Origin of the sequence: Paracoccus nototheniae (assembly GCF_004335005.1) — a bacterium.
Lineage (GTDB): Bacteria > Pseudomonadota > Alphaproteobacteria > Rhodobacterales > Rhodobacteraceae > Paracoccus > Paracoccus nototheniae.
The window spans coordinates 1-12,892 of sequence record NZ_RQRT01000087.1; the positions used below are offsets into that span (position 1 = coordinate 1).

Here is a 12,892-nt window from a genome sequence, read left to right on the forward strand (position 1 = left end):
TCCAGGATGGCAACGTGATTACCCGCCGCCTCGCGAAAGCAATGCTGGTAATTGGCCGAGACGCCTAGATTGCCGCCGGTGCTGATGTTGCGGATGCGGTCGGGATAGCGCGCGGCGTAACGCGCCATGATCCGCGCCGTCCCGTCGGACGATCCGTCATCGGCCAGCAGGATCTCGTGCGTGTAATCGCCGCGCTGTTCCAGCGCGCTTTCGATGGCCTCGACGATGAATTCTTGATGGTTGTAGCTGAGGATCGCGGTCGAGACAGTGGGTCGCGGCGAATGCTTGCTGTGCACCGCCACCTTGGCCCGCAGGAAGGACTCTCGGACCGAGATGCGGTCGGAGCTCTGCCCGGATTCGTTGTCGGTATAATCAAGAAAAACACACGGAATAAACATTGGCGGCTTATGCGCCGTATATCGGATGATCAGATCCCAATCCACAAGGCGCCGCAGATTCGGGTCAAATCCGCCATATTTGGCGACAAGAGCCTTCCTGTGCACAAACGCTCCAAGGTCAATATAATTTCCCTTCAGGATATCTGCTCTATTGTAGGCATTTCCAACCGTGACACCAGTCGAACGGTTCAATATCCAGCCGAAGAAACTGTCACGTTTTGGATTTTCCGTTACCGCGCTGGCAACTACAGAAAGATACTCCGGCCTAACTTGGTTATCACTATCAGCATAGGCAATCCAATCTTTGCGCGCGTGGCTGATGCCGATATTGCGCGCTTCGCAAACCCCTACATTTTCCTGTAGTGATATAATCCTGACAACACCCTTGCTCAGCTCTGTCTGGAAATCTCTTTTAATGGCTTCAACAGTGTCGTCTGCTGATCCATCGTCGACAACGATAAGCTCAAAGTTAGTATGTGTCTGGTTAACTACAGAGCGAATCGCGGCTGATACACACCACGCGCGGTTATGCGTAGGCATTATTACAGAGAATCCCACGCGATCATCATCTAGATAGCGAGCCATCTCAATATTAGACGCTGCAGCGTCGTAAATTACCGGCGCATTTTCCTTTAGCATAACCAAAAGGCTTCGCACGCCTTCGAAGTTTCCTCGCGCTTCGCGGAGTGCCTTTACCTTTACCAAAGGCAGGCCCATTCCTATCGCGCGCTGCGGGTAGGCTGAGATATTACGGTAGGTTGGGTCCACGGGATGAGCGCCCTTGAGACGGTTCTCTACCATCGCGCCCCAACTATAGCCTGCTTCCGACAGCGTTTTGGTCAGGCCAATCTCGTATTTCATGATGACTTCCTGGACGTTCGGCTGCTTGACGACCCCTTGAAGAAACATCTTGAAGGTTGGCGACTGGAACACATGCCAGTTCAGCACCACGAAGAAGCTTTGCAGGTGCGGGTGGAATTGCTGGCTGTCAGTGGCGCCCCAGAAATCCAGGTGCCGCGCCTCCATTCGCTCGAACATGGGGGCAAAGCTGCCCACGGGGCCGAAACAGCTGTCGTTGCACAGGATCAGGCTATCGGCCTCGTCCAGCCAGCCCGCCTGACGCGCCCAGGCCTCTCCGCGCTTGTAGGACCCGAAATCGTATTCACCATGCCGCCCGGTGATCACATGGTCGGCCAACCCCGACAGGCGCGCCACCTGATCGAGGGCTAGGTCGTTGTCACAAACCACGACGATGCGTTCGACCAGCGGGCGCAACCCCTCCAGATAGGGCTGGACCTGCGGGGGCAGCACGCCATCGGCGCTGTAGCTTGCAAAGACCGCCACCCGGCGCCGCATCGGTACACGGCGGCGGCGGTGCGCGGCCTCCAGCTTTGACAGGGTGTCGGTGATGGGGATGCGTTCGCGCGACATTGTCGCCGGAAAGCCGGTGACCCGTTGTGGCAGGGCGGCCCCGTCGCGCTGATCGCTAAGCAGCACGGTACCGCCATCGATTGCGACCAGCATGCTGAACAGCCGCTCCAGCACATGGACGGGGGTACCGTCACCGGCATAGGCACCAGGCTGCCAGTCGATCTGCAACGCCTTGAGCCGCAACAGTATGTCGGTGCGGATCCAGAAGCAGGTGCCTGCGATAAACCCCCAGTCTTGGCTGCGAAAATCGAACCCCTGTAGCAGCGATCCGGCCAGATCCTCGATGTCGTCGGCGTTCTTCCACAGATAGGCGGGACCATAGAGGAACAGCTGCCGCGCGCCCGCCAGCATCACCTGCGGATCGCCGCGAAATGCCGCGACGATCTGATCTACCTGCTGGCGTGACCCCAGCACGCCTCCTAGCAGCGTGCGCCGCCAAACCTCGGGCATTTTGAGGCCCTTCTTGGAGTGGATCTTGCAGACGAAGCCATAGCGGCCCAGATCCACCTGGTCCATCAACTGCATAAGCGCGCCGACATCCTGGCCCACATTGCGCACCGCCACCAGCTGCGCTCCGGCAAAGCAGTCGGCGATGCGCTGGCGGTCCTCGGGCAAGAGACTGTCGGCAAAGGTCACGAACCGGTCGGCATCGGCAGGATAGTTGTCACAGGCCTCGGATAGGTCGTTCAGCGTGTCTAGGTGCCAGACATGGACGATCAGCGCGAAAGCATCGATGTTGCGGTCGGCGGGCAGGGTCAAGTCGGGCACCGGTAAGGGCTCCTTTTAGCTTCGGACGGGGAGGAGGGCGGCCGCAGGTCGTCGGTTTCGCTAGACGGACCCTTGACCAGGATCGAAGAGAGTAGCGACGGCTCGTGTGACACTCCCCATATATAATAGCCCGTCGCATCACCAGACGTTGCCGAAACAGTCGAGGGTAGCTATGGCCGAATTGGGTCAGCGACAGGTCGGAGACAAGTAAAATGACGGACAAGCCATTCAATATCGACCTTGGCCGGCTGAAGACCCGCAAAAAGGATCGCAGCGTCCAGGCGGTCAAAAAGGCCGATAGGGCAGCCGAGGAACTGGGTTTTGTGGCGCGAGATCATCAGAGGACGCGCGGACGCAAGCCAAGTCCCCGGACCGGACAAATCCATGCCAAGGTCATGCCTGGCATTTCTGAAGATATCGCCAACGAAGCAAGGCGCAGAGGCGTGCAGCAAGGCGTCATCATCGAAGAGGCTTGGACCTTGTACAAAAACAAATCCGGTTTTTGAATTTATCCGGTATTTTTATACTGCCTTCATGCTCGACAAAAACCTAAGTGAAAGCGTGGATCGCCAGTATTGGTCTAACCGGTTTTATGCGGCAAGACGGGAAGGGGGCGGGATTAGCCGGGGGTTGTGGGAAAGATCCGGTTGGATCAGGAATATCCCGCTTCTTTCTGATGGCGGATGGCTAGGATTGTCACGGCATCATCGTCGATCCGGTATCGGGCGACATAGCCGCTGTCGCCGAAGTCGATGAGCCATTCCCGGAACGCTTCGGGAAGGTCTTCAACCGTTCTCCCGAGACGTGGATGCGCGCCCAGGATCGTCACCCCCTGCCGGATCGCTGCACCCGCCCGCTGCGCGGCATCCGCGCTTTTCGGCCGCAGGAACTCACGCAACCGCTGCAGATCCCGGATCGCCGCCGGGGCGAAGATCACCTGTGGCATTCGGGGGCGGGCAGCTCGTCGTCCGTGCCCCAGCTCGCCAGCCATCGATCAACCTCTTCGGCGGTCGCGTGCAGACCGGTTTCCTGAAACTCCGCCCACGCATTCAGGGTCTCAGAACGGAACGCCTCGCGCTTTTCTTCGCGCTCGACATACTGCGCAATAGCCTCGCGCATGATCCAGTGAGACGTGCGCTTGCGCGCCGTCGCGAGATGCTGAACCCGCCCCTTCATGTCATCGTCGAGCTTGACGGATGTTGCCGACGTCATGTGACTCTCCACAGAAAAGGTAATACCTTACGCTACTATATGGCAATCAGGTCAGGTCTGTCCATTCGACTGCGCGACCATGTAGGGGCGAGGTCGCGCTGCCGCCGGTAGGGCGTCTGAGGGAAGTGTATTGGCAGGAAATGGAAGTGTAATTTTTTACACTCTCGCAGCGCAGCGTCCGCTGCGCAGCCTGACCACGGCAATCAGCGGAGCGGCACGGAGTGGATTGCCTAGTAGGTTGTCATTTGAAATGACAATTCGGCCTGCTGACAGCCCGCAGGATTTTTACCATCATGGCTCTCGTGCTGGTTCAGGAAGCGGCGTCCGGTTCCTAACTGACCGCCCTGCTCCTGCCCGCCTCGCAACCCCCTGACGACAGCGCCCGTCCCAAGGCAGGGAGGAGGGGTTTTGCCTGCCTGTCAGGGCAGATTTCAGTTCTTCACCCAAAACACGCCTCAAAGCCGTGAAAACATGAGGTGTGAGACGGCGTGAGGAGGACTGAACATACAGCTCCTATTTCCTGCCATCATCACAGCCCCTCAGCACCCCCGGCAGCAGGTAGGCGTCCAGGGCCGATGAGAGGCTTTGAGAGGGGTGTTGCAGTTGCAGGATATGGCCGATGTCTACCAAAATTGCATTTTGGCCTCCGCGCTGTGTTTTGAAGCTCTCTAATCGGCGATGGATGAGGTTGCCGTTGCGTCCCCGGACGCCGCGCTGCGGTGGTGTAAAACTTACACTTCCATTTCCTGCCATCTTCCCTCCGCTGCCATCTTCCCTCCGCTGCCGGATTGAAGCGGAAAGCAGGGAATGTCACATGTAACGGGAATGGAGGCCGTCATGCCGATGCCAGTTTCCGAACGTGTCCAGAAGCGCCGGGCGGCTCTGCGGGCCGCTGGACTGCACCCTGTCCAGATCTGGGTGCCGGACGGACACCCGACGCCCCGGCTTCGCCGCTGAGTGCCGCCGTCAGGCCGCTCTGGTGGCCGAAGCCGACCTGACCGATGCCGGCATGCAGGATTTCATGGATGCCGCCCTGACGGACCTGAACAACTGGCAGTGAAGCGCGGGGATCTGGTGACGGTCGCCTTGCAGGGCGATTACAGCAAACCGCGACCCGCGCTTATGATCCAGTCGGATCAGTTCCTCGGCACGACGTCTATTGTGGTGCTGCCGGTCACCTCGACGCTGGTGGATGCGCCGCTGCTGCGCCTGACGGTCGAACCTGATGCCGGAAACGGCCTGCGGGCCACGTCGCAAATCATGCTGGACAAGCCCATGACGGCGAAGGCCGACAAGATCGGTCCTTCCTTCGGGTCGCTCGCTGACGTCGCTATGGTCAGCGTCAGCCGCTCTTTGGCCCTGTTTCTCGGATTAGCAGGCTGAGACGCCCTCAGAGCGCCGTAGGAGCCTCTCACAGCCTTTTTCCGCCCTCCGGTCGCCTATAAGCCAATCTCGCCCCTGGCCAAGCCGATCGCCCGGCCGATGCGGCGGCGGGCGCGGGGCAGCGACAGGCGGGCGGCGGGCGCCAGGAAAGGGCGCGGCGGGGTGCCGGGGTGTTGGGTGCCGGCGAATTGCCCGCCGTTGGCGTGGGGCTTGGTGCCGAACTCGACCAGGTGACCGTGCCGAACCTGGGGCGATCCTACCGTAACCAGGGCTTGGTTCTCGGATGCCTGCCGCCGCCCGCCGCCCTCGGCATAGGACGGGGTCGTGCCGCCGGGCGGGGTGACCGTGATGGAGGCTTTCAGATCGCCCTCATCCTCGGGCGCCAGGGCGTCCGCCACGCGCGCCAGATCCTCGGCGGATTGGATCAGGGCGGGCCGCAATGCCTGGACAATCTCGGCCGGGATCTGCGCCAGGCGCGCGGACAGCTTGGCAGATTGCTGCATGAGGGTGTCGGTCATCAGACTGCCCACGCGCGATGGGCCTGCAACAGGTCGTGACAGCCCATCGGCACCATCACCGGGTTGCCGCCGGTCGTGCCCGCGCTGCGAATGTCAAACCAGAACGCGGCCAGCATCATCACGCCTTGCTTGATCGCAGCGGGGCAGCGGTCGGGGATGGGCTTGCCGATGTAGCTGGCGCAATAGGCGCTGGCGGCCTCGATCTTCTGGGTCAGCAGGCTGTCATCCAGCTCATGCTCAAGATTGAGCTGCGCGCGCAGCTCGGGAACGGTCACGCTCATGGCGTCATCTCACTCGTTAAAGGGGAAGCAGGGGAAAAAGTTATATTCGGAACGTCGTGCAGAGACCTCCCCCCGCCGGTCCCGTCTGACTGGCGCAAATTGGGGACCACCCCCCGGTCGTGTTCGATGGAGCGGCGGGTTTCCTCCAGACTTGAGGAACCCGAACAGAAGATCATGTGGACGTCGCGCAGGATCTGAATCGACGACTTCCACTGCTCTTCTGCGGCATGAAGGGGGACATGGTTTATCCGGTCCTGGGTAGGGGTTCGCGCCACGAAGACTGGGTTTAACGATATATTTTGCCAGCTTTCAAACCCCTCTCCAGATACGGAAAGGGCGCCTCGGTCTGCGAGTTTGCTGGCTGTCTCGGGCCATGCTGTATTAGCGGTGGCATCTGATCCGGGGCATACTGGGGATAGTCCTCGCTTAAGAGGTATTTCATGTCCCAGAGGTCGCTCATGTCTCGCAAACTTCTCACGAACATTACCCTCTACATCGTCTGTCCTGCGCTCGCCTTGTTGCTGGCAGACGTGCTGCGCGTCGCTCTTGGCCTTGGGCAGTAAAAGCGTGTTGCGGCGCAGGGCCTCGGCAAGGGGCATTCCGCTGCGCAGGCGCTTGGCGAGGGTGCCCTTCTTGAGGCCGCAGCGGTCAGCCCATTGGGTATCCTGTCCGGCTTGGCGTCGTGATGACCGACCAGCGCCAGACCTCGGCACCGCTGCCGCCCTGAGTCACGTCCCAAAACACGCGGCCGGCGACCATCCCGTCGCGCAGGACGGTCCAGTCATCGTGCTCTGGTTCGAATGTCCTTTTGCGGGTCCATTGAGCGGTGGCCATTCTATTTTATTCTAAACTTATTCCTGACTGCTAGTAAGGTCAGGAATATCAGAACTGAGCTCCCAATGGATTGAAATACCGAATAGAGCCGTAAAAATGATGAGATATCAGAAGGTTTAACAATTGAGGATAGTCTAACCAAAGGAATTGAATTGCTTATGGACCACATTAATCTATCAATTACCGGCGTTTTAGAATTATCGCACGCCCAAAATAAAATAGCCCCAAATAGTATTAATCCTACCAAGCCACCCATTGGCCGATAAATCGATTGCCCAAAAACAGATATACGGTCATACGCCTTTATCATAAATGATGAAGCACGGCCTTGCGAAGAAGATTTCTCCCTCATCTCCAATTTATGAAAAAACATTTCTTCGTCAGGTTTTTTTATATCAGTCATATACCTTCTGAGCCGAGCATATGCTCTCTCGTGATTTTCTGAATTGATTGAAGGTGTATTTGGCCATAAGCCTTCTTCCGTAGAAAGAATTGTATCCTCGTAAAGCTTAGAATTAAAAAAGAAAGGAGCAATTTTTTTGAAATCAGTCTTGTGAAAACTTGTAGTTCCCGAGAACTCAGCATTTGAAAAATCAACAGAATCATTAAAGGTCGCCCCTTTGAATACAACTGTTTTTCTAAATTCTGAATTTTGAAAATTCGCCCTGTAATCGAATCGCGCCCTCGTATAATCGACATTCCCCATAAACTTCGCTCCCTCAAAATCTACGGGAGCTCTAAATATTACCTCAGAAAAATCAACTCTTTTTAGAAAGCAAGCGTTAGAAAAAGAAGTTTCTCGAGCAAATAAAGAATTTGAGAATTTTGCTATCCCATTAAATATAAAGCCATCAAAGAGAATGCGGGCGTCGAATTCAACATTATTGAAATCAATAATAGGCCTGTCGCATTGGGAAGGTTTCTTCCAAGCCCTTAATATCTTGAGCGCGTAGCTATTAGAGCATTTCTCTAAGCATACCTCTAGATCTTGCCAATCGCTCTCTGTAAATGGATCAAAATCTCTATCTGTAAGGTTCAGACTATTAGAAAGTATCTCCTTTTCCTTATCAGGCAAATCTCCGCACATATATCTATTCCATGCTTGTCTATTCTCTATCCGAGCATGTGGATTAATTGCATCGCTTGACGTCTGGTCCTGCTTGATAGTAGCTAAGGCATACCAGAAATTTTGGTATCTGTGATAGACGTCTTTATTTAAATTTCTTTTTGTCTCTGCATTAAGAAGAACTTCTAGTTCTTCCACTTTCTGATAAGATGGCTCAGCTAACACTACATCTCTCACTGTTTTATTTGTCATTTCGATTTGCGCATGGATCAATCTGAAGAGCTGCCAAACCATTTTGCCCAGAGGGACCGCTGCGCCTGGCGCTTCCAGGCCTCCCGATCTGACGCGATGTCCGCCACCCGCGCCTCCGCTGCATCTGCACGTTGTCGTTCGGCTTCCGCCCGCCGTTGCTCTGCTTCGACCTGTCCACGTAGTCCCTCAACTGTGCCCTCTAAGTGCGCGATTTTCTGTTCTAAATCGGGGGTGACAATGGGGGTGACAGGGGGCGACTTGTCGGGGGAGACGTCATCAGCGACGTCATCAGTGATGACCGGGGCGACGTCATCAGGGACAGCACTTTTAGGGACGTGGACAAGCGCCACTCCGTCATTGCCGACCACCCGATGCCACTTGCGCCTCTGCGCAAGCCGCTTAGCCGAGGCTGGCTTGATCGAGAGCCGCTTCGCCAGCTCGGTATACGTCATTGCGATAGTGGCAGTGTCCTGGGCCATGATCATCCCCCTGGGTGCAACATGATGGCGGCACTGTAGGAATGCAGGCCGACAATGTCATCAGGCATGTCACCGGGGACGTCATCGGCGATGTCGGGGGCGACGTCATCGGCGACGACTTAAGTCGGCCCCTGCCCTTCTAAAGGTGCAGACCTAGAGTAGGAAAACCCTTGTTTTGCTAAGACCGGGAGGGGCCAGGAACTTCTGATTCTGGTAGGGCAGGGGGGGGACGTGAAGGATCAGCCCGCGCACGTGGTGGCCCTGGGGGGACTGATCAGACCTTGCCGACCTTGCGGCAATAGTCCCCAAACAGCTTTTCGATATTAGCAGCGTCGCGGGCAATGCCCTTGTCCAACAGGAACCGCCGGAAGTCGGTGGCGATCTTGGCGTTATCCGCATTGCATCCCGCCGCGCGTTTGATTTCCAGCCAATGCGGGCTATAGGTGATGCTTCCAGTTTCGGGAAAGACAGCCGCGATTATCTCGGCTGTCCCATTGCGGCGAGCTTTGCGGCCGGCGCTGTGCCCCTTCAGCTCGCGTATGGCCTTTGCTTTCTCTTCCAGTTCTTTCGACGCCCATTTTATTTCGACACCGACGACCGTTCGCCCGATTTTCTTAGGCGTTGCAGTCAGGTTCAGCCGGGAAAGCTGGTTGATATCATTGATGGCAAGCGTGAGCACATCCTTATTCAGATCGGCAAATCGTTTGACCTTTCCAGCCGGAATGCCAAACAGCGTCCGTAATTCTGGAATAGTGAAGGTCTTAGCCTCGATATGGTGAAGGTTCACCAGGCTGGCGATGTGTTGGAAAAGCAGGATCGAATATTTGCTGGATAAGGAAAAAATCGTTTGGCGGTCCAGAATAGCCCAATGGTTTGATTCTGCCGCCATACGCTGAAAGGCGCGCCGGAAGGTCCATGTCACCACAAGATCACCGCTGTTTTCGTCGCGGTAGTCAATCGACCCCTCGTCCACAATCCCACTAATCGTGACCCGCTGTTTTTCCATGTCGTCATGAACCAGCACCACAGAGGCAAGATCTGCGATCAAGGGTTCAAGGCTGGCGCGGTCGTGATTTTTCATGCCGGATATTTTTCGGATTTCGGAAAGGCGGAATTGGTGTGGCACGTCATCCGCCATCCGCCCCCCGGCGACGGAGATAAACAGATACATCAGCTTCAGGGCCTGCGCGCCTGGCGGATTCTTAATGTAATCGCCGCGTGCGACCTCTGCCGGGACTACTGTCTGCGCCTCGTCAAAGGCCCGATCTTTCGCAACCTGAATCGTCTTGCCCATGACCATCCCCAGAACTTCATCAGGTGGAATAATTAAGTGGTTTTTCCCCACCTGTAAATCCTCTCTTTCGGCCCCAAACCCCACTTATGCGGCCCCAAACCCCACTTATGCGGCCCCAAACCCCACTTTAAACCAAGTAACATACTGATATTATTGTCTTTTTTGACCCATGAACTATAGAACAAGAAGAACAAGAAGGGGCTGCGCCCATTTTCGATTGAAGAAGGAGGGGCAAAAAGGGCCTCGTATGTAGTTTCCCGACCCCGCCGATGTGGATCGAACCTCTTGAGAGGTTAGGGCACGCATCGACCGCCAGCAAGACAGGAAGGTCAGTTAATGCTTACTTATCAGTCTGTTAGTAAGTAGTGGCTTACAGGGGGCGATCCGCGATCACAGGGTGCGCAACTTTCCTCAACGGGTTGCCCATCTCTTCCAGAGCCTTCATCGCCCTGTCGGTGTCCCGCATGAGCTTGCGATAGCATCGTGCCACGCGCCGGGCCTGCGGATCGTCACTGCGTTCCCATTCGTTCAGCGCCACCTCGATCATTGCCAGTTCGGTTGGGAATGGTTCTCTGAAATAGTTTTTTATTTAGTAGCATGTGAGGCGACCTGACGCCCTTCACTCAACCCTGACCCTGCCTGCTGCGCGAGAATGGGTGTTATGCGGCGGACGGAGGAGGGGGACGGGGATCAGCCAAGGGTTGTGGGGGGGTGTGTTCTAGAAAGTGGCCTGCCGTTTGTAACAGAAAGGAAACCCTCAACACGGCCATCGGCGGGGCTACACCATCTATGAAGCCGAAAATGGCCGCGTGAGTTCTACGGTCACACCCCGTTAAAAAGGAGAGGATTGCCGTGCAGCTGCGCGGGCGGCCGGTCGCCTTGGATGGGGATTATAATCATGCGCCCTTCCCCGGACGGGATGCGGTCTGACGGGGCTGCGCGGATCAGCGCCGTCGGACCAGGCGGCCCAGAGCGCGGACCGGGGCGCTTACACGCCAAGACGTGCTGGACAGGAACTCCTGGCGTTGCACCTCCAGCTTGCCGCGCAGAACCTTGATCTCGTTGCGCGACTGCTCCAGCTGCTGGCGCGCGGCGTCGCGCTGCTGCTCAAGCTGCGTGGCACGGTTCGTCACCGCCAGCGTGTCGCGACGGATCGCGGCCAGGGCGGCGTCGCGGTCTATCAAGCGGTCGGTCAGCATGTCCAGCTCCTGCAGCTGGCGGGCTTGATGGGCCTCGGCTTCCGCTTGGGCCTGGCGGGCGGCGTCGCGGTTGCGCAAGGCCTCTTCGCGGGCCTGGGTAATCTGGGTCAGGTGCTCGTCCAGCATGGCTTTGTCCTTGATCACTTGGGTCAGGCGTGCGTCGAGTACCGCCTTCTCGGCCTTCAGCGCCTCTTCACGGGCACGGGTCGGGGGCAGCTGCGCGGAGCGGCTGTGCAAGGCCTGCATGGCTCCCGCGAATAGCCCCTCGGCCTCGTCAAAGGCGGCGGCGATGTCATCCAGCTGGGCGTGGTCCGCGGCCTGTTCGCCTTGTGCAGCCCACCGCTCCAGGATCTCCAGCGTCTGGCGGATCAGGCCGGGCACGTGGGCATCCTCCAGCACCGCGCGCGCGCCGTCGTCGTGATGGCGCAGCGCGCGGTTCACGCGACCTGCCCCGTCCTCGACCGGTCGCGGCCAGGGAAAGCCGAAGGCCGTCTCGGCTGCCATGGCCACGGCGGCAGGATCGCGCAGAAGCATCTCGTAGGAGGTGAAGTGCCGAACCTGTCCGCGGCTGTGACGCTCAGCCTGAAGCACCTGCGACAGCCAAGCCAGCAGCGACATGCCGGGGTCGATCTCGTCCCGCCGCTGCAGCGATTTGGCGATCTCGGAGGGGCTGCGATGAGTGTGCAGATGCACGCAGCGATAGCCAGCCGTCTCAAGAACCCTCCGCCAGAAGGGCAGCAGCATGCTGATGCGCGGGTCCTTGAGGTAGATCAGCGACCCGTCGCCATATTCCGCCTCGATCACGGCGCGGGCCTTGTCGTGAAACTCGGCCAGGCGGGGCGACAGATGCACGTCGGGGCGCAGGGGCCGCCAGTCGTCCCAACGTGACCCAAGCGCGGTCAGGATCGCGTCGTTCAGCCGGAACACCGGCAGCGATTCGTAATAGCCTGCGGCATTCGTGTCGCTCGCTGGCATCAACGTCGCGGGACCGCGGCAACCCAGCCCGTCCAGCATCCCCGCTAGCGAGGACGTCCCCGACCGGTGCATTCCCAGGACGATAACCGCCACCTTGCCGGGGCGGTCCGGGGTCGGCGCGTCGGTCATCATCCACTCTGTCGCAAGAAGGCCGGCGTCTGCAGGGCCTGAAGCTGCTGCTGTTTCTCCAGCATCCTTTGACGGATGACAGCGTGATACACCGGACGCGCGACGGCCAGCGCACCCGCGCGGGTGGCGATCGCCTGTTCCAGTTGTCCCATCTGATCCGCTCCTGTCCAAACGCTGGATGGATTGAGGCGATATACCCCCATCACCTTGTCGATAAACCCGATCTTTCCGTTCCTGTCGAGATAGAAGGCTAGAGCGATCTCGCTCAGGCGCGGATGATAAATCGACGAGGGCAGGCCCAGCAGGATGCTGCGCCGGAACATCATCGACGAAAAGTTCACGATCAGGTTTAGGTGCTGGTTCCGCGCAAAATGGTCACCAGTCACCAGCGGTGGCAGGTTGTTCTGACGTTTCAGCACGCGGTGGCTGTTCTTGGCCATGTCGAACAGCTCGATCCGCGAGAAGACCGCGCCTGCCTCGGGCTGGCTGGCCAAGAAATCGGCTTGGCGGGCGTTCTTGTCGGGGTCGGTCCAGTAGTCATCACCCTCCAGGATGGCAACGTGATTACCCGCCGCCTCGCGAAAGCAATGCTGGTAATTGGCCGAGACGCCTAGATTGCCGCCGGTGCTGATGTTGCGGATGCGGTCGGGATAGCGCGCGGCGTAACGCGCCA

16 protein-coding genes are annotated in these 12,892 nt (G+C 58.0%); 4 read left to right on the top strand and 12 right to left on the bottom strand.

The window, feature by feature from the left end:
• Positions 1-2,588, bottom strand: a 2,588-nt coding sequence (locus EG885_RS19765; protein ID WP_165571228.1) for a rhamnan synthesis F family protein, incomplete at its 3' end; no start/stop codon positions are given.
• Positions 2,589-2,809: 221 nt separating this feature from the next.
• Here EG885_RS19765 and EG885_RS19770 point away from each other — a divergent pair.
• On the top strand, positions 2,810-3,103 hold the full coding sequence (locus tag EG885_RS19770) for a chromosome partitioning protein ParB (protein WP_131578075.1): 294 nt from the start codon (positions 2,810-2,812) through the stop codon (positions 3,101-3,103).
• A gap of 146 nt (positions 3,104-3,249) precedes the next feature.
• On the opposite strand, the gene EG885_RS19775 is transcribed toward EG885_RS19770, so the two are convergent.
• Together EG885_RS19775 and EG885_RS19780 are read right to left on the bottom strand one after the other, a co-directional pair.
• Positions 3,250-3,543, bottom strand: a complete 294-nt coding sequence (locus EG885_RS19775; protein ID WP_131578077.1) for a type II toxin-antitoxin system RelE/ParE family toxin — start codon at positions 3,541-3,543, stop codon at positions 3,250-3,252.
• Entirely contained in the window at positions 3,531-3,809 is a 279-nt protein-coding gene (locus EG885_RS19780; RefSeq protein WP_131578079.1) for a CopG family ribbon-helix-helix protein, read from the bottom strand. The genes EG885_RS19775 and EG885_RS19780 overlap by 13 nt, the downstream gene beginning before the upstream one ends.
• 843 nt (positions 3,810-4,652) lie before the next feature.
• Between EG885_RS19780 and EG885_RS23480 the strand changes: the two genes are divergently transcribed.
• The 3 genes from EG885_RS23480 to EG885_RS19790 are packed head-to-tail and all read left to right on the top strand — an operon-like array spanning position 4,653 to position 5,192.
• Positions 4,653-4,766 carry an antitoxin MazE-like protein gene (locus tag EG885_RS23480; RefSeq protein WP_278248497.1) on the top strand — a complete coding sequence of 38 codons (114 nt, stop codon included), beginning with the start codon at positions 4,653-4,655 and terminating at the stop codon, positions 4,764-4,766.
• Positions 4,767-4,788: 22 nt separating this feature from the next.
• A complete protein-coding gene (locus EG885_RS23485; RefSeq protein WP_278248498.1) occupies positions 4,789-4,869 on the top strand; it encodes a hypothetical protein in 81 nt (26 codons plus the stop codon).
• Positions 4,866-5,192, top strand: coding sequence for a type II toxin-antitoxin system PemK/MazF family toxin (locus EG885_RS19790; RefSeq protein ID WP_131578081.1), 327 nt, complete (start codon positions 4,866-4,868; stop codon positions 5,190-5,192). Before EG885_RS23485 ends, EG885_RS19790 begins: the two co-directional genes overlap by 4 nt.
• A gap of 56 nt (positions 5,193-5,248) precedes the next feature.
• Here EG885_RS19790 and EG885_RS19795 read toward each other — a convergent pair whose 3' ends face one another.
• From EG885_RS19795 to EG885_RS19830, 9 genes are all read right to left on the bottom strand, one after another.
• Positions 5,249-5,710 carry an HK97 gp10 family phage protein gene (locus EG885_RS19795; RefSeq protein WP_131578083.1) on the bottom strand — a complete coding sequence of 154 codons (462 nt, stop codon included), beginning with the start codon at positions 5,708-5,710 and terminating at the stop codon, positions 5,249-5,251.
• On the bottom strand, positions 5,710-5,991 hold the full coding sequence (locus tag EG885_RS19800; protein ID WP_131578084.1) for a head-tail connector protein: 282 nt from the start codon (positions 5,989-5,991) through the stop codon (positions 5,710-5,712). Before EG885_RS19800 ends, EG885_RS19795 begins: the two co-directional genes overlap by 1 nt.
• Positions 5,992-6,639: 648 nt before the next feature.
• Positions 6,640-6,825 (bottom strand): hypothetical protein, encoded by a 186-nt coding sequence (locus tag EG885_RS19805; protein ID WP_131578086.1) that lies wholly within the window; start codon positions 6,823-6,825, stop codon positions 6,640-6,642.
• A 1-nt stretch (position 6,826) separates the two neighbouring features.
• Entirely contained in the window at positions 6,827-8,143 is a 1,317-nt protein-coding gene (locus EG885_RS19810) for a pentapeptide repeat-containing protein (protein ID WP_165571229.1), read from the bottom strand.
• Positions 8,144-8,160: 17 nt separating this feature from the next.
• A complete protein-coding gene (locus tag EG885_RS19815; protein WP_131578090.1) occupies positions 8,161-8,622 on the bottom strand; it encodes a hypothetical protein in 462 nt (153 codons plus the stop codon).
• A 274-nt stretch (positions 8,623-8,896) separates the two neighbouring features.
• Complete coding sequence (locus tag EG885_RS19820; protein ID WP_242679763.1) at positions 8,897-9,967, bottom strand: replication initiation protein; 1,071 nt, start codon at positions 9,965-9,967, stop codon at positions 8,897-8,899.
• Positions 9,968-10,286: 319 nt separating this feature from the next.
• Positions 10,287-10,463 (bottom strand): hypothetical protein, encoded by a 177-nt coding sequence (locus tag EG885_RS22870; RefSeq protein WP_165571230.1) that lies wholly within the window; start codon positions 10,461-10,463, stop codon positions 10,287-10,289.
• A 397-nt stretch (positions 10,464-10,860) separates the two neighbouring features.
• The gene (locus EG885_RS19825) at positions 10,861-12,219 is read right to left on the bottom strand and encodes a sulfotransferase family protein (protein WP_165571231.1); all 1,359 of its coding nucleotides are present in this window, start codon (positions 12,217-12,219) and stop codon (positions 10,861-10,863) included.
• Positions 12,219-12,892, bottom strand: a 674-nt coding sequence (locus EG885_RS19830; RefSeq protein WP_131578094.1) for a glycosyltransferase, incomplete at its 5' end; no start/stop codon positions are given. The genes EG885_RS19825 and EG885_RS19830, both read right to left, overlap by 1 nt.

What these genes read in the sequence shown, in the direction of transcription:
- EG885_RS19770 (WP_131578075.1), top strand. Translation starts at nt 2,810, where the DNA reads ATGACGGACAAGCCATTCAATATCGACCTTGGCCGGCTGAAGACCCGC.
- EG885_RS19775 (WP_131578077.1), bottom strand. Translation starts at nt 3,543, where the DNA reads ATGCCACAGGTGATCTTCGCCCCGGCGGCGATCCGGGATCTGCAGCGG.
- EG885_RS19780 (WP_131578079.1), bottom strand. Translation starts at nt 3,809, where the DNA reads ATGACGTCGGCAACATCCGTCAAGCTCGACGATGACATGAAGGGGCGG.
- EG885_RS23480 (WP_278248497.1), top strand. Translation starts at nt 4,653, where the DNA reads ATGCCAGTTTCCGAACGTGTCCAGAAGCGCCGGGCGGCTCTGCGGGCC.
- EG885_RS19795 (WP_131578083.1), bottom strand. Translation starts at nt 5,710, where the DNA reads ATGACCGACACCCTCATGCAGCAATCTGCCAAGCTGTCCGCGCGCCTG.
- EG885_RS19800 (WP_131578084.1), bottom strand. Translation starts at nt 5,991, where the DNA reads ATGAGCGTGACCGTTCCCGAGCTGCGCGCGCAGCTCAATCTTGAGCAT.
- EG885_RS19805 (WP_131578086.1), bottom strand. Translation starts at nt 6,825, where the DNA reads ATGGCCACCGCTCAATGGACCCGCAAAAGGACATTCGAACCAGAGCAC.
- EG885_RS19810 (WP_165571229.1), bottom strand. Translation starts at nt 8,143, where the DNA reads ATGACAAATAAAACAGTGAGAGATGTAGTGTTAGCTGAGCCATCTTAT.
- EG885_RS19815 (WP_131578090.1), bottom strand. Translation starts at nt 8,622, where the DNA reads ATGGCCCAGGACACTGCCACTATCGCAATGACGTATACCGAGCTGGCG.
- EG885_RS22870 (WP_165571230.1), bottom strand. Translation starts at nt 10,463, where the DNA reads ATGATCGAGGTGGCGCTGAACGAATGGGAACGCAGTGACGATCCGCAG.
- EG885_RS19825 (WP_165571231.1), bottom strand. Translation starts at nt 12,219, where the DNA reads ATGACCGACGCGCCGACCCCGGACCGCCCCGGCAAGGTGGCGGTTATC.